The organism is Prevotella sp. MGM1 (assembly GCF_002933775.1).
Classification (GTDB): domain Bacteria; phylum Bacteroidota; class Bacteroidia; order Bacteroidales; family Bacteroidaceae; genus Prevotella.
In genome coordinates this window covers 1-15,560 of the sequence record NZ_BEWV01000062.1, presented here as the reverse complement: position 1 = coordinate 15,560, position 15,560 = coordinate 1, and the positions used below count along the sequence as shown (strand labels likewise).

16 protein-coding genes and 1 other RNA gene are annotated in these 15,560 nt (G+C 49.0%); 7 read left to right on the top strand and 10 right to left on the bottom strand.

Annotation, left to right across the window (positions count from 1 at the left end):
• Nucleotides 1-186: hypothetical protein (locus MoGM_RS13265; protein ID WP_233210117.1), on the bottom strand; the 186-nt coding region annotated here is incomplete at its 3' end.
• A gap of 238 nt (nucleotides 187-424) precedes the next feature.
• On the opposite strand from MoGM_RS13265, the gene MoGM_RS01855 reads away from it, so the two are divergent.
• The 3 genes from MoGM_RS01855 (at nucleotide 425) to MoGM_RS01845 (ending at nucleotide 5,515) form a co-directional block, all read left to right on the top strand.
• Nucleotides 425-1,060 (top strand): lactate utilization protein, encoded by a 636-nt coding sequence (locus MoGM_RS01855; protein ID WP_104368521.1) that lies wholly within the window; start codon nucleotides 425-427, stop codon nucleotides 1,058-1,060.
• Between the two features lie 79 nt (nucleotides 1,061-1,139).
• Nucleotides 1,140-3,209 (top strand): DNA topoisomerase 3, encoded by a 2,070-nt coding sequence (locus tag MoGM_RS01850; protein ID WP_104368520.1) that lies wholly within the window; start codon nucleotides 1,140-1,142, stop codon nucleotides 3,207-3,209.
• 245 nt (nucleotides 3,210-3,454) lie between these two features.
• A complete protein-coding gene (locus tag MoGM_RS01845; RefSeq protein WP_104368519.1) occupies nucleotides 3,455-5,515 on the top strand; it encodes an OmpA family protein in 2,061 nt (686 codons plus the stop codon).
• 19 nt (nucleotides 5,516-5,534) lie between these two features.
• Here the strand turns inward: MoGM_RS01845 and MoGM_RS01840 are convergent, their stop codons facing one another.
• From MoGM_RS01840 to MoGM_RS01830, 3 genes are read right to left on the bottom strand one after another with little or no spacing between them, the layout of a single operon-like run.
• Nucleotides 5,535-5,876, bottom strand: coding sequence for a DUF5056 domain-containing protein (locus MoGM_RS01840; protein ID WP_104368518.1), 342 nt, complete (start codon nucleotides 5,874-5,876; stop codon nucleotides 5,535-5,537).
• Nucleotides 5,863-6,405, bottom strand: a complete 543-nt coding sequence (locus MoGM_RS01835; protein WP_104368517.1) for an RNA polymerase sigma factor — start codon at nucleotides 6,403-6,405, stop codon at nucleotides 5,863-5,865. Before MoGM_RS01835 ends, MoGM_RS01840 begins: the two co-directional genes overlap by 14 nt.
• 9 nt (nucleotides 6,406-6,414) lie before the next feature.
• A complete protein-coding gene (locus MoGM_RS01830; RefSeq protein ID WP_146078615.1) occupies nucleotides 6,415-7,185 on the bottom strand; it encodes a DUF6249 domain-containing protein in 771 nt (256 codons plus the stop codon).
• A gap of 112 nt (nucleotides 7,186-7,297) precedes the next feature.
• Here MoGM_RS01830 and MoGM_RS01825 point away from each other — a divergent pair, with 112 nt between their 5' ends.
• The 3 genes from MoGM_RS01825 (at nucleotide 7,298) to MoGM_RS01815 (ending at nucleotide 10,266) form a co-directional block, all read left to right on the top strand.
• A complete protein-coding gene (locus MoGM_RS01825) occupies nucleotides 7,298-8,743 on the top strand; it encodes a hypothetical protein (RefSeq protein ID WP_104368515.1) in 1,446 nt (481 codons plus the stop codon).
• A 182-nt stretch (nucleotides 8,744-8,925) separates the two neighbouring features.
• On the top strand, nucleotides 8,926-9,720 hold the full coding sequence (locus MoGM_RS01820) for a thymidylate synthase (RefSeq protein WP_104368514.1): 795 nt from the start codon (nucleotides 8,926-8,928) through the stop codon (nucleotides 9,718-9,720).
• A 24-nt stretch (nucleotides 9,721-9,744) separates the two neighbouring features.
• Nucleotides 9,745-10,266 (top strand): dihydrofolate reductase, encoded by a 522-nt coding sequence (locus MoGM_RS01815; protein WP_104368513.1) that lies wholly within the window; start codon nucleotides 9,745-9,747, stop codon nucleotides 10,264-10,266.
• Nucleotides 10,267-10,304: 38 nt separating this feature from the next.
• Here MoGM_RS01815 and MoGM_RS01810 read toward each other — a convergent pair whose 3' ends face one another.
• The 6 genes from MoGM_RS01810 to MoGM_RS01785 form a co-directional block, all read right to left on the bottom strand.
• Nucleotides 10,305-10,985: a Crp/Fnr family transcriptional regulator gene (locus MoGM_RS01810; protein WP_104368512.1), complete on the bottom strand. Its 681-nt coding sequence runs from the start codon at nucleotides 10,983-10,985 to the stop codon at nucleotides 10,305-10,307.
• A gap of 4 nt (nucleotides 10,986-10,989) precedes the next feature.
• Nucleotides 10,990-12,027 carry an FAD:protein FMN transferase gene (locus tag MoGM_RS01805; protein WP_104368511.1) on the bottom strand — a complete coding sequence of 346 codons (1,038 nt, stop codon included), beginning with the start codon at nucleotides 12,025-12,027 and terminating at the stop codon, nucleotides 10,990-10,992.
• An 83-nt stretch (nucleotides 12,028-12,110) separates the two neighbouring features.
• A complete protein-coding gene (locus tag MoGM_RS01800; RefSeq protein WP_233210115.1) occupies nucleotides 12,111-12,800 on the bottom strand; it encodes a DUF6048 family protein in 690 nt (229 codons plus the stop codon).
• The gene (locus MoGM_RS01795; protein ID WP_233210113.1) at nucleotides 12,751-13,164 is read right to left on the bottom strand and encodes a DUF6452 family protein; all 414 of its coding nucleotides are present in this window, start codon (nucleotides 13,162-13,164) and stop codon (nucleotides 12,751-12,753) included. The genes MoGM_RS01800 and MoGM_RS01795 overlap by 50 nt, the downstream gene beginning before the upstream one ends.
• Nucleotides 13,165-13,665: 501 nt before the next feature.
• Complete coding sequence (locus MoGM_RS01790; RefSeq protein WP_104368522.1) at nucleotides 13,666-14,616, bottom strand: glycosyltransferase; 951 nt, start codon at nucleotides 14,614-14,616, stop codon at nucleotides 13,666-13,668.
• Between the two features lie 53 nt (nucleotides 14,617-14,669).
• Nucleotides 14,670-15,206: a DUF4199 domain-containing protein gene (locus MoGM_RS01785; RefSeq protein ID WP_104368509.1), complete on the bottom strand. Its 537-nt coding sequence runs from the start codon at nucleotides 15,204-15,206 to the stop codon at nucleotides 14,670-14,672.
• Nucleotides 15,207-15,405: 199 nt separating this feature from the next.
• On the opposite strand from MoGM_RS01785, the gene ffs reads away from it, so the two are divergent.
• Nucleotides 15,406-15,504: signal recognition particle sRNA small type (ffs, locus tag MoGM_RS01780), an RNA gene on the top strand.
• Nucleotides 15,505-15,560 lie beyond the last annotated feature (56 nt).

Genomic DNA, 15,560 nt, shown 5'->3' with positions numbered 1-15,560 from the left:
AAAGTATGTGGTTATGCGTTTTTTCGGCCTGTAAACGATAATCATATATAGTATTCGACCGTTGTCGGCCGGGGTGTCAATCTGTCTGGGCTTATCAAAAAACATGGTTGCCGAGAGTGCTCGGGCTTCCGGTTTCTGTGTGCAGGCAGTGGTTTGTTTTAATGTCGTTTTGTAAATATTTGTCATGGTTTTCAAGCGTTTCAGATGTTCTTCCTCATACAAATTTAGTGAAAAACGGTGTGAAAATCAAGCGTTGACGCGATATACTTTGCGATATAAACAGTCGGTGGCGGAGTTCCTGAACAGTGCGTTTCGGTATCTGAAAAGTAAAAAATAAGCATCGGCAGACGGTGTTAATCCGTAAGTTTGTTGTAACTTTGCATTTCTTAAACGTTATCTTGCGTATATTAAAAACATATTTACGATGACACCTTTGGAAACGAGAAACGAGCGTCTGGCTAAGAAAATGATTAAAAATCTGGAACGCCGCAACTTCAACGCTTTATATTGCCGCACGTCGGAAGAGGCGATAGAGCAGGTGAACAGGCTTATTGCCGATGGCAGCACAGTGTCGTGGGGCGGATCGATGACCCTGCGCGACATGGGGCTTACAGCATCGCTGCATGAGCGCGGAACGTTGCGCCTGCTTGATCGTGACCTTGCCGCCGACCGAACCGAGGCCGCCGAGATATATCTCGACGCTTTCAGGGCAGATTATTATCTGTCGAGTGCCAATGCTATCAGTGAAGATGGGGTGATAGTGAACATAGACGGTAACGGTAACCGTGTGGCAGCCATAACCTTCGGGCCGAAAAACGTGATATTCGTGATCGGGCTGAACAAGGTGGCACAGAGCGTGGAGGCGGCACTGGCCCGTGCCCGTTCGACGGCATCACCGATAAACGCGGCCCGCTTCGACATCAAGACACCCTGCCAGGCGGACGGCATTTGCCACAACTGCAACTCACCTGAGAGCATCTGCAACCATATACACTTCCTGCGAAACTCACCGCGCGGTCGCCACACGGTGGTGCTCGTAGGTGAGGATTTGGGATACTGACGGCCTTTCCGGCATGGCATTGCCGTCGTAATGGCGGCTCATAATGAAAGTGGTATAAAAACAGAACACAGCGAGAACAATGATAGTCTGCATTGCCGAGAAACCGAGCGTGGCTCGAGACATTGCCCGGATAATAGGGGCTACGGTATCGAAAAAAGGATACATGGAAGGTAACGGGTATCAGGTGACTTGGACATTCGGCCACCTCTGCACCCTGAAAGAGCCCGACGACTACCGTCCCGAGTGGAAGCGGTGGGCGCTCGGAGCGCTGCCCATGCTGCCGGAACGTTTCGGTATAAAGCTCATCGAAGACAAAGGCATAAAAGAGCAGTTTGCCGTGATAGAGCGGTTGATGCGGGATGCCGACGGGATTATAAACTGCGGTGACGCCGGGCAGGAGGGAGAGTTGATACAGAGGTGGGTGATGCAGAAAGCGCAGGCACGCTGCCCGGTGAAGCGTCTGTGGATATCGTCGATGACGGACGAGGCAATACGGGAGGGATTCAGCACGCTCAAAGACCAGGCCGACTATCAGCCGCTGTATCTTGCTGGGCTGAGCCGTGCCATAGGCGACTGGATACTGGGCATGAACGCCACGCGCCTTTATACGCTGAAATACGGCCAGAACCGTCAGGTGCTGTCCATCGGTCGTGTGCAGACACCAACACTCGCGCTCATCGTAAACCGGCAGAAAGAGATAGAGAACTTCAAGCCCGAGGCATATTGGATACTTTCCACCGTATACCGTGACACCACTTTCACGGCAACCAAAGGCCGCTTCACATCGAAAGAGGAGGGCGAGCGGTCGTTTGCCGATATAGCGGGCAAGCCGTTCACCGTCACATCGGTGCAGAAGAAAAACGGTACGGAGGCTCCGCCACGTCTGTACGACCTCACGTCGTTGCAGGTAGACTGCAACAGGAAGTTCTCTATGAGCGCCGAGCTGACGCTCAACGTCATTCAGGGACTGTATGAGAAGAAACTGACTACTTATCCCCGTGTGGACACCCAGTTCTTGAGCGACGACATATACCCCAAATGTCCGTCCACGTTGGCGGGACTTCGCGGTTATGAGGGCCTCACGTCGCCGCTGGCCGGCAGGAAACTGCCGAAATCGAAGAAAGTGTTCGACTCGTCGAAGGTGACAGACCACCACGCCATAATACCCACCGGGGTGCCGGCGATGAACCTCAGCGACATGGAACGGCATGTCTACGACCTCATAGCCCGCCGCTTCATAAGCGTGTTTTACCCCGATTGCAAGTTTGCCACAACCACTGTTCTGGGCAAGGTCGATGATGTTGAGTTCAAGGTGACGGGCAAGACAATCCTCAGTCCTGGCTGGCGCATGGTGTATGAGAAAGACGTAAGTGCGAATGATGACGACGATACGAAGAAAGACGATGAGGAACGCACGCTTCCTCCGTTTGCCGAGGGGGAGAGCGGAAGTCACGAACCGTGTCTGACGGAGAAATGGACCACGCCGCCGAAATTCTATAACGAGGCCACTCTGTTGCGCGCCATGGAGACGGCGGGCAAGTTTGTGGAAGACGAGCAGTTGCGCGCCGCGCTGAAAGAGAACGGAATAGGGCGTCCGTCGTCGCGTGCCGGCATCATAGAGACGCTCTTCAAGCGACATTACATAAAGCGAGAGCGCAAGAACCTCATAGCCACGCCGACGGGCATAGAGCTGATAGGCATTATAAGGGAAGAGCTGCTTAAAAGTTGCGAGCTGACGGGAATATGGGAGAAAAAACTGCGCGACATAGAGCACGGTAAGTATGACGCGGGGCGGTTTGTAGACGAGTTGAAGGTGCAGATCGGTGAAATAGTGCGAGATGTGCTTTCCGATAACAGCAACAGGCGTGTCACGGTGATGACGGAAGAAGACCTGAAAAAGAAACTTGCCCCCAAGACGGCCAAGGCTCCTGCCGCCGCGAAGACGCCGCGCACAGCCCGCAAATCCGACAAGCATGCTTCCGGTAATGGAGTCGCGTCGGCCTCGAACGTCCTCACGCCGGATGATTCTCTGATAGGCAAGCCGTGCCCGTTATGTGGCGGCGGAACCGTGATAAAGGGTAAATCGGCATACGGCTGTTCCCGGTGGAGAGAGGGATGCAAGTGGGTGTTGCCGTTCGATGGCAAATAGTCATTTTATTAGTCATGGCGTTTGAATATCTATTGCGGCCGGCATAGCTGTCTTTATAGTTGTAAGGAGTATTTTTGAAAGAAAGGGTTATTACTGTCTTGCATGGATATTTGAATAAGGATACATAGCGATGGGGAGTTTTTATCTGGATGTTGGATGGGTTGATGTATACGGTTGTCACGTAACATGGCACAAACGGAAATGTAAAGCAATAAAAACGCCAGGCATTGCGTTATAATTAATGTATGCGCAGAATCTACATTATATTACATACAGTCATTGTCGTGACATTGTTTGCATCGTGCGGAGCAGACAACGCAATGAAAAAGGGCGATAAGTTTTATGCCCTTGGCGAGTATTTCGACGCCTCGACCCAATACAAGAAGGCGTATTCGGCCACGCCGGCTAAAGAAAGGGCCACCCGTGGTAAGAGGGCATTGAAACTTGCGGAGTGTTATCGCAGGATAAACTACACGCAGAAAGCCATTGCCGCATACAACAATGCGATACGATATAAGCAGGCGGACAGCCTGACACATCTGAGGCTGGCGCAGCAGCTGATGAAGACCGGAAACTACAAAGAGGCGGCAAAGAATTTCGAGATAGCGCTCGACAGTATGCCGGGCAGTAAGCTCGCTGTCACCGGACTGCGTGCCGCAAGGCTCGCTCCGCAGTGGAAAGAAGCCGGCTCCCAATATACAGTGAAGCGCGAGAACTTCTTCAACTCACGTCGTGCGGACTACTCTCCGATGCTTGCCGGAGACGATAACGACCAGCTTTTCTTCACTTCCACACGCAATCAGGTGAAAGGTGACGAGTTGAGCGGTATCACGGGAACGAAAAACGGCGACATATTCTTTTCTCAGAAAGATGAAAAGGGTAAATGGATAAAGCCCGAAGACATAGACACCGAACTGAACTCGTCTTTCGATGAGGGCGCATGCTCGTTCACTCCAGACGGTAAGACGATGTATCTTACACAGTGCCTTACCGACCCCTCGTATCCGAGATATGCCACGATATGCACATCCGAACGCTCGGATGCGGCATGGGGGAAGGCAACTCCGCTGACAATCACCAAAGACACACTGTCGAGCTATGCCCATCCGGCAGTGTCTCCCGACGGTGAGTGGCTTTATTTCACGAGCGACATGCCGGGGGGAATGGGCGGTCTCGACATCTGGCGGGTGCGTCTCACGACTAGCGGACTTGGGGGAGTGGAGAACCTTGGGGCACCGGTGAATACCGAGGGTGACGAGATGTTTCCGACATTCAGGCCGAATGGTGATTTGTATTTCTCGTCGGACGGGCATCCGGGCATGGGCGGACTCGACATTTTAATAGCCAAGCCGGATACGGCGGCGGGAGGATGGGTGATAGAGCATCCGGGATATCCGCTCAACTCGCAGGGCGATGACTTCGGTATGACGTTCGAGGGACTGCGCAACCGCGGATTCTTCTCATCAAACAGAGGCGACGGGAAGGGCTGGGATCATATTTACAGTTTTGAAAATCCTGAGATAGTGCAGACCGTGAAAGGATGGGTCTATGAGCAGGAGGGGTACGAACTGCCCGAAGGTCTGGTATATATGGTGGGCAATGACGGCACGAACATGAAGCTTAGCGTGAAGGGAGACGGCTCGTTCACGCAGGAGATAAAGCCCGGAGTGGACTATGTTTTTCTGGGAACTTGCAAGGGATTTCTTAATCATAAGGAGCAGTTGAGAGTGGAACCGGTGACGGAATCGACGGAATATGTACTTCAATTTCCGCTTGCCTCCATTACCGCGCCGGTGCTGATAGACAATATTTTCTATGATTTCGACAAGGCGACGTTGCGTCCCGAGTCTACGACGGCACTCGATGAGTTGATAAAACTGCTGAACGAAAATCCCAATGTGACAATAGAACTCAGTGCACACTGCGACTATCGGGGGGCTGTGGCATATAACAAAGTACTGTCGCAAAAGCGTGCCGAGGCGGTAGTGACTTATCTGATAGAGCACGGTATAGCCAAAGACAGGCTCAGCCCGGTTGGCTACGGTAAGGAGAAGCCCAAGACAATAAAGAAAAAACTGACGGAGAAGTATCCTTTCCTGAAAGAAAACGATGTGCTCACGGAAGAGTTCATAAAGACATTAAAACCGGAAGAGCAGGAGATTTGCAATCAGTTGAACCGCCGCACGGAGTTCATTGTGCTGCGAACGACATACGGAATGTTTGACGAAAAAGGTATGTTGAAAGAGCGTCCGAAGGCCGAACCGGCCGAACCGGAGCCCTCCGATGATTTTGACGGGTTGTTCTGATACGGTGTTTTGACGGTTGTCAGGACGACCAGCTCTCGTTGTCGATTTCATGGTAAGTCCATATTGCCAGCACAATTATGGTAACGGCGGCAAGCGGAAGATATACCAGTTGTCGCGGTTCGAATATCGGTATGGTTCGAATGAAGACTTCTATATATACGGCAATCAGTTGCCATACTTGAAAGACAAAGGACATGATGATGCCGACAGATATGCAGAAAACAGTCCAAAGTCGTGATACACGGTTGACTTTGTCCGGCAACGACCTCATGACCTTATGGCTGAAATCCTTGTCCGGAATATCCATTTGTCGTATTTCATCAAACAGTTTGTCTATCAGTATGTCATCATCTTTTGTCATATCCGTTTTGTTTTAAGTAGTTTGACAGTTTGAACTTGCCTCTTGAGAGGTGTGATTTCACCGTGTTTGGCGACAGTCCGGTTATCTCTGCTATTTTGTCTATCTTGTATCCGTCCGTCAGTTGTAGCGTGATGCAGGAGCGTTCGATCGGGGAGAGAATGGCGAGAGCTTTGTATAGATCCATCCTCATCCCACAATCTGTGGTGTCGGATAGTTTCATTGCGGCTGCGGTCGTGTCGGTGTCTGCCGTCGGTCGCTTGCTTCTTGTGTAGTCGAGAAACACATTGTAGGCGATGCGGAAGAGCCATGTGGAGAACGACGAGCGACCGGCGAACTTCCCGATGTTTATGTACGCCTTGATGAACGTGTCTTGTGCCAGATCGTCACTCAACTGTTCGTCGCCAAGTGTCTGGGCGATGAAAAACCTGCGAAGTGGCGATTGGTATTTCACAACAAGCCTGTCGAATGCACGCTTGTTGTGGAATACGGCCACTTGCATGACGAGTGACATGTCGCTGAACGTCTCCATACTGCCTTTTTACAGTTCCTGGTAGTCTGTACGGTCTTTATCCGATTTCTCTTTGCGTTCGTATTCCTTATCGAAATACTTGTCCTTTTTCTCTGTCGTTCGTGCGATTATTACTTGTCCGATGCCGTAAAACATTAATAGCATACCGATGCTGCGGCCCAAGCTTACATCAATAAACCAGAAAGCGCATATCATTCCGATACCGAGAGTGATGTTCTTGATGCCTTTGCTCCATAGATTGGTATTTTTATTGGTGTGGTTTTGCAATATGTTTTCCGGAATGGCATGTCCTGTTTTTATGGCCATTTCCGCCAGTTTGTATTTCTGTTTGCGGTTTTTGTATATGAAATAGAATATCAACGCAAGTATCGCCAGAGGCGAGAAGATGAACAATATGGCAATAATGAATATTGATTCGAGCATTATATTGCTCATGTTCATAAAGTCGTTCAGGGGAGGTGGTGTCCCGAAGTCGGCCGTGCCTAACTGTGATAACAGTGTGTCATCGGGATTGACGTTGTTTGGCTGCTGCGCATCCGTGGTCGTATCTGAGTACGCTTCGATGCTTTCTTTCTCTTGCACGGCAGTTGCCGCTTCTTTCTTGATGGAAGATTTTTTCTTTTTCGGGTTTGTCTTTGCCGTCACCTTCTGTTTGGTGGCAGGAGATTCTGTCGCTGTCTGACTTTCTGTTCTGGGAGTATGACGGTGGTACTGGGTCATGGCGGCCGATGTATTCATGACGGTTGCCATAATTATCAATGCGGTCAAAAACGTTTTCATAATGTCTTTTGTTTTTTATCTTTTATTTGATTGTTAGACGCAACAAGGGGCTTTTTAGTTGCAAAGATGCGATTTTTTTTCTAAATTTGCAGTCATAAAACAGTAGAAACCAATGATATTACCCGATAGTTTTGCGCATAGAACGGAGCAGATGATGGGCAGTGGGCTGTTTGGCCGGTTCGTGAAGGCATTGGACGAGGAGCCGCCTGTGAGCATTCGTATAAACGGAAAGAAATGGAACGGACGCCCGGTTGTTTGTGAACGTGTGCCGTGGTGTGCGTCGGGATATTATCTTTCGTCTCGTCCGGCTTTCACTTTCGATCCTCTTCTGCATGCCGGTTGCTACTATGTGCAGGAAGCATCGTCTATGTTTGTGGCGCATGTGATATCCGAATATGTGGATAAGCCTGTGGCGATGCTCGACCTTTGTGCCGCTCCCGGAGGAAAATCTACGGCCGCATTGTCCGCATTACCCGACGGAAGTATGCTTGTATGCAATGAACCGGTGCGTCAACGGGCTAATATCCTGGTCGAGAATATATGCAAATGGGGCAGTCCCAATGTGGTTGTCACTAATAATTTTCCTGTTGATTTTGTTTCTTCCGGTATCTTGTTCGATGTCATTCTTTGTGATGTTCCATGTTCAGGAGAGGGTATGTTCCGCAAAGACGATGGCGCGGTGGGCGAGTGGAGTGTGCAGGGCGTGGAGGCTTGCGGCCGTCTTCAGCGTGAGATTGTCGGCTGTGCGTGGCGTTGCCTGCGGCCGGGTGGTTTGCTGATATATTCCACTTGTACGTTCAATACTGCCGAGAATGAGGAGAATATATCGTGGATGTGCGATAATCTCGGGGCGGAGCCGCTGCCGTCGGGTATTTGTGAGGAGTGGGGGATTACCGGTTCGTTGCTCGACGGGTTTTCAGAGCCTGTATGCCGCTTTATTCCAGGCGTCTCACGTGGCGAGGGATTGTTCATGGCTGCTTTGCGTAAACCTGATGACGGCAGCGCGTCGGTGTCTTGTTTGTCTGTAGAACATGAAGCCGGTTCGAAACTATTACCGTCGAAAATGAAGAGGAAAGCCGGGCGACAGCGGAAAAACAATAAGGCAGATAAGATGAAACTGCCGGTACACTGGTTGCTCGATGATACCCATGCGTTTGACTTTTCTATGCGTGGAGATATAATTGAAGCCGTCCCCGATTCTCTTAGGGATATATATAAGGCGGCTGTTTCACGACTGAAGGTTCTCTCGGCCGGTGTCACCGTCGGGTGTGTTAAGGGGCGTGACATCGTCCCAGATGCGTCGCTTGCGCTTTCGACGTTACTCAACCGTGACGCTTTCCACTTGGTGGAACTGTCTTATGCAGACGCTGTTTCTTATCTGCGTCGTGATAGTATTACGCTTCCTGCCGATACACCGCGTGGTTATGTGCTCGTGACTTATCGAGGAGTGGTGCTCGGTTTTATGAAAAATATCGGCAATCGGGCAAATAACCTCTATCCGCAGGAATGGAAAATAAAGAGTACCCATGTACCGGATATGCCGCACGTGATTGACTGAAACGGAATGCCGGCATGTGTGGCTGTGAGGATAAATGAGGTTAAAGCTATGATCCGGGTGCATGGACATGAAGTATACGGAGTTATTGGCTGCATGTGAAAGCGGCTAAAAACTTTATGAATGATTTGTCTTGTTTCCGTAAAGGAGAAAAGACATTATAATAAAAAGAAAACAATAGATATATGAAACAATACTTGGAGCTGCTCGACAGAATATTGACGGAAGGTACGACAAAGGCCGACCGTACAGGAACGGGCACCAAAAGCGTCTTCGGACATCAGATGAGGTTTAATCTTGAAGAAGGGTTTCCGTTGTTGACAACGAAGAAACTGCATCTCAAATCGATAATACATGAACTGCTGTGGTTTCTTAGCGGTGATACGAACATAAAGTATTTGCAGGAAAACGGAGTGAGGATCTGGAACGAGTGGGCCGACGAGAATGGCGAGCTCGGACCGGTGTACGGTCATCAATGGCGGTCATGGCCAGATTATGACGGTGGAACAATAGACCAGATTGCCGGTGTAGTCAGTCAGTTGAGAAACAATCCGGACTCCAGACGCATGATTGTCAGCGCATGGAATGTTGCCGAGGTTGACAGCATGGCACTCCCGCCGTGTCATACAATGTTCCAGTTTTATGTGGCCGACGGGCGTTTGAGCCTCCAACTGTACCAGCGTTCGGCCGACACATTCCTTGGAGTGCCGTTCAATATAGCGTCGTATGCGCTGTTGTTGCAGATGATGGCACAAGTGACCGGTTACCGGCCGGGCGACTTTATCCATACCACTGGTGATACACACCTGTATCTCAATCATCTCGAGCAGGCCCGCTTGCAGCTTACCCGTGCTCCGCGACTACTGCCGGTAATGCGCATCAACCCGGCCGTGAAGAGCATATTCGATTTCAAATATGAGGATTTCTCATTGGAGAACTACGACCCTTGGCCGCATATCAAGGCTGAAGTGTCTGTCTGATACACTGTTTTTAATTTCAAACGAATGATTACAATTATAGCCGCGGTTGCCAAAAATCGAGCCATTGGCAATGAAAATAAACTTATATACTGGCTCCCAAATGATTTGAAACGGTTTAAGGCTCTGACTACCGGACATACCATTATCATGGGGCGCAATACTTTTCTTTCGCTTCCAAAGGGCGCATTGCCCAATCGCCGCAATGTGGTGCTTAGCCGCACCCGGGGTGATTTCCACGGTTGCGACACTTTTTCATCTCTCGATGAGGCTCTCGCTTCATGTTCTCCGGATGAGGATGTATATATCATTGGTGGTGCAAGCGTTTACGAGCAGGCGCTCGTATTTGCCGATCGTCTTTGTCTCACGGAGGTTGACGATATCCCGGCACAAGCCGATGCCTTTTTCCCTGTTTACGACGGGTGGCGCGAGGTAAGCCGTGAGGAGCACGGTATAGACGGGAAGCATGCCTTTGAATATGCGTTTGTCGATCTTGTCAGGGATAAAGGATATACAGATGTGGATGCCAACGGCGGCTCATTGACATGAAAAGTGATGCATGCAGCGAAGCGGCTTGCGTGTGTATGTCATTTTGTGGCAAGTATTACTTTTTCAAGTTTGGGTATTGTTATCATTCCCCGGCTGAGTATTATCAGGCCGTCGTCCTGCATGCTGTTAAGGGCTATTGATATGTTCAGCCGGCTGTCGTTCAGCTCTTCGGCCAGTTGTGTCATTCTTATTTTCACCGATTTGTGTCCGGCAGGGTGTGAACATCGTGCTATTATGAATGAGGCAATGCGCTCTTTCAGGTTGGCGGGGCGGTGTTTCCACAGTAGGTTAATCTGTTTTTGTGTTTGGGAGGCAAAGAAATTTATCATGTTTATACGGAAGACGATGAATGTTTCCGATAAGTTCACAACCTCTTTTTTGTTTATGGCGATGATGTTCACGTCTGTACGTGCGTACACCGTGCTTCTGAATCTTTGCGACAGTCCGAAAATACATTCCGGTTGTATCATGTATGGGGCGCCCAGCTCTTCGTCGATGATGTAGTTGTGGTCGTCTGACGCGGTCACGGTTCTTATCGTTCCGTTCATCAGCAGGTACATATTGTTGCATTTGTCTCCCTCCTTGATAATGCGTTTGCCTGCCGGAAATTTCATGAAGTTGAATTTGGTACGTGATATGATCTGCATAAGCTCGCTTCTTCCCATTCCTTGAAACAGTGGGAATTGAAGCAGTTTGTCGTATAGTTGTATGCCGGGCATTTCCTTATTCCGCTATTTTGTCTCTCATTGATTGTGAGTACCAGACGGTGTCCTTCCCGTCTTTGCCGGTATATATGAAATATGCCATCAATTCGGGATGTCTCGCCAACACGTCTTTAGCCTTGTCAAGTCCCATCACCATGAATGCCGTTGCGTATGCGTCGGCCGTGGTGCAATTGTCGGCTATGACTGTCGACGACAGTATGTTGTGCTGAACGGGATATCCCGTATGCGGATCTATCGTGTGTGCGTATTTCTTTCCGTCCTTATAGTAGAAGTTGCGGTAATTCCCGCTTGTGGCCATGGCCTTGTCGGTGATTTTGAGTATTGTTTGTATTTCCCCGTCGGCATTCAAAGAATCGTCGGTAGGTTTTGTCACACCGATTTTCCACGGCGTTTTCTTCTCGTTCGTTCCGCTTGCCACGATCTCCCCGCCTATGTCTATCATGAAGTTGGTGACCCCCCGGCTGCGCAGCAGTCTTGCCACTCTGTCGCATCCGTAGCCTTTTGCTATCGAACTGAGATCGAGCATGCTGCGCCCGTCTTGTTTTTCGACGAATGTGCGTCCGTTCTCTTTTTTCAGTTTTATCTTCTCGTATCCCACGAATTGCAGCATGCTGTCCACTTGCTGTCCGGTGGGCATCATGGCATTCTTAAATCCGAATCCCCATGCGTTTACGAGCGGTGATACGGTTATGTCGAACGCTCCGTCGGTATCTTCCGATATGCGTTCGGCGATTTCGTATATCTCTTCGAACATTGTTTCGCTGATATCTATGCGTTCTCCACGGTTAATTCTCGAAATAACCGATTTTTTGTTGAACATCGACATCGTCATGTCTACTTTGTCGAGTTCTGCGATGATGGCCTTTTGCAGGTTTGAGTCACATTGGTATGTGATGCCGTATACCGTGCCGAATACAAACCCTTTATCGTGTTGGAACGGCGTGTTGTGCTTCTGTCTGACAATCAGTATTGTGGCAATTATCAGGAAGGTGAGAAACGGCAGTTGCCACATCAGTCTGTTCTTATTGTTTTTCATTGCGGTTCGGTGATGTCTTTTTATGTTGAATAGGGTATCCTTTCCGGCTTGTACATGTCTTTGATGATAAAGTATCCTGGCTTTCAGATGTCGATTATGATATTGAAGTTGGCTCCAAGTCTTGTGTCGCCATACACTCCGTAGCCAGGTACATACCAGGTATTGCCTATACTGCTGTCTTTATGGCTTATGCGGCGCTTGTATCTGAAAGTCCATCCCATGTGCAGCGGTCCCCATACCTTGGCGTCTATTCCGAACACGGCCTCTATCCAATGCTGGTTGCAGCTCTCTCCCGTGATGCTGAAACCTGTGTTCTGTTGCCATACGGGGTCAATGATGCCTTGTCGTGCTATGTCCACCTTATATGAAGTGAACGCATACCGCAGTCCGCCATATATGCGGTTTGGCGCATGTTTGTTTTTCAGGAGGTTGAGATCACATCCTATTCTGAAATACGGAGCTTTTGTTTTATAGTATATTCCGGTCACCTCATCATCGCGTTCGGCCATTCCGTAGCCCATTTCGAATATGGGGAAATACTGGTCATGCAGGTTTAGCCTCAGCGCTGCCTCATATTCTCCGTAGTCGCTGAGTGCTTTCATTGCCGGCCCCACCAGGTCGAAAGACACGGCAAAGCCGTTGAATACCGGTACGGAATCTTTCTCGATGGCGAACATCTTGCTCTGTGCCTGCGCCGTGTGGCATGCCGCGAGCATGGCGATGCTAAGGGCGAGCCTTGAAATATATGTGGAAATGTTCTGTCGAAGCGTCATAGTTTACGGATGATTTGTTTATCACGACAGAGTCGATGGCATTGTTCGTCCATTTAACGGCTGTTATGTCGTGAAAGAATGAAATATTGCAGTCCACGGATTCGAAGTGAGGTGTGTTGTTCTTGGCTACATACACGGTGTCGAATAGATTCTTCGCTTCGTCGGCAAGTTCAAAGAAGAGTGTGTCTTCTGCGTCCGTATAGCTTATCGGCAGTTCGAACACAGTGGCGTTCGTCTTGCGGTTGAGCAATACGCTGTCAATCCCGTTTCTCATCGTGGTAGATACAGTGAGTGAGCTTTGCAGTGTATCCGGTGTGCCGTCGCTTCTCAGTGCCTTATATTTGGTGTACACGGAGTTCTGCACAGGGCAGTCTATTGATGAGCAACTTGTAAAGGTAAAAATGTAAAAGAGTAAAAAGGTAGAAAAAACTGCGCTTAGGGATGATAAGCGGTGCTTTGACGGTGAAAAACCGTTTGGACGCAAGAGGTGGAAAAGGTGGAGGGATAAAAACGAGTGGCAACGTGCCGGTATGTCGCGCGTTGATAATAGCGTGTCGATGCCAGTTTTCTTTTTCTTGTCGTTGTTATGTCTCATATTTTTTTCGTTCCTTATTTCATTATTCCACCGCAGGGTATTCTTTTAATATGTGATAAATCCATCATACTCTTGTGATGAGTCCGTCTTTTTTCTTATGAAGAGTACTCCTTTTTCTTAATGATAGTCCATCTTTTTCTTATGATAACCCGATCATTAATTCATCTTCCTCTTGTGACGAACTCATTTTTCTCCTTTTGAAAGTTTACTTTCCCATGCCTAAGCGCAGCTTTTTTTACCTTTTTACTCTTTTACCTTTTTACCTTTAAACTATACTTTTTCGGCTATCTGGTAATCGTTTCGGGTGTCTGACGTCCGGCTGATGAGATCGCCGAGAAATCCGGTGAGAAACAGTTGCGTGCCGATAACCATCATAGTCAGCGATATGTAGAAGAACGGCGAACTTGTCACGAGGCGTTGCGGTATTCCGTTGGCAAGAGCATACACCTTGTCGGCTCCAATGATGAAAGCCGAGATGAAACCGATGAAAAACATTATGGATCCGAGAAAACCGAACACGTGCATCGGTTTGCGGCCGAAACCGCCGAGAAACCACAGTGTGATGAGATCGAGATAGCCGTTGAAAAATCTGTTGAGTCCGAACTTCGATGTGCCATACTTGCGTGCCTGATGCTGCACAACCTTTTCTCCTATCCGGTTAAAACCGGCATTCTTTGCCAGATAGGGGATATACCTGTGCATCTCACCGTATACCTCGATGTTTTTCACCACTTCCTTGCGGTATGCTTTCAGTCCGCAGTTGAAGTCATGCAGGTTGTCTATTCCGCTTATCTTGCGTGCCGTGGCGTTAAACAGTTTTGTGGGTATAGTCTTCGACAGCGGGTCGTACCGTTTCTGTTTATAGCCCGACACGAGGTCGTACCCGTCTTCGGTTATCATCCGGTAGAGTTCCGGTATCTCGTCGGGCGAGTCTTGCAGGTCGGCGTCCATTGTGATTACCACATCTCCCTGTGCCTGTTCAAATCCGCAATACAGAGCCGGGCTCTTGCCGTAGTTGCGGCGGAATCTTATTCCGTGTACGCACTCCGATTTCTCGCTCAGTTCGGTGATTACGTTCCATGAGCGGTCTGTTGAACCGTCGTTTACGAATATCACCTCGAATGTAAATCCGTTTTCTTTCATCACCCGCTCAATCCAGGCGTAAAGCTCCGGCAGCGATTCTTCTTCATTATATAGTGGTATTACGACAGAAATATCCATAGTCTTCATTCTTATTTGTTTTATTCCTCTGGTTGGTTGTTTTCTTGTTTTCCTCATTCTGACGGTCTTTTTCTGTGTGTCAGCGCGGCAATGGGCAGCGCGGCTGTTATTCCGATAATGATGTTTGTGGTCAGATAGTTCAGCGCATAGTCTATGGGACGTGTCTTGGCCATCAGTTCCAGACTCTCGTTCATGGCCTCTGTGAGTCCGTATGTCTCTATCATACGCTTGTTCTCTTCCATATTCATCATTTCGATAATCCTGCTGATTACATACCCGTTGTCTATGAATTGGAAGTATGCGAACTGTGCCACGGCAAAGAGCACGGCGGCATAGAAGAACATGAGAATGGTGTATGCGTATGCCCGTTTGAAGGATATTGTGCCGTTGAGGGCCGTATCGCGAAACCTGCGTGTGCGGCCGGCGGCGAAAAACAACGAGCCTATAGCCAGAATCATTCCGACAATCATGAGCAGAGAGTTACCCATGCCTGTTATGTATGAGGCGAAAGAGGCTATCCATATCACCGAGAGCAACGCCCCGTCTATCCGTGCGAATGCTTTCAGCTGTATAAATTCCTGCGGAGTCATCTATATTTATTAATGTGATTTATTTGCGTGCAAAAGTACGAAATAAAATTCACAATATGTCGGTCAGCTGTGCTAAATAGTGTTTTTGACTTGTCCTTTTGTGCTGTCAGGCTTGTTCTTTGTTAAAAACATATAAAAGAGGAGCCGTTTAGCGGCGTAATGTCGATTTAAAGTATTACCTTTGCATCCGCTTAAAGACGGGCAAGTCTTACACGGCCAGCTCCCTTCGAATCCTCCAGGACGGGAACGTAGCAAAGGTAGTTGGTTGTAGCGGCGCGATGTAAGTAGCTTGCCCACCCGCCTCTTTAGCTCAGTTGGCCAGAGCACGTGATTTGTAATCTCGGGGTCGTTGGT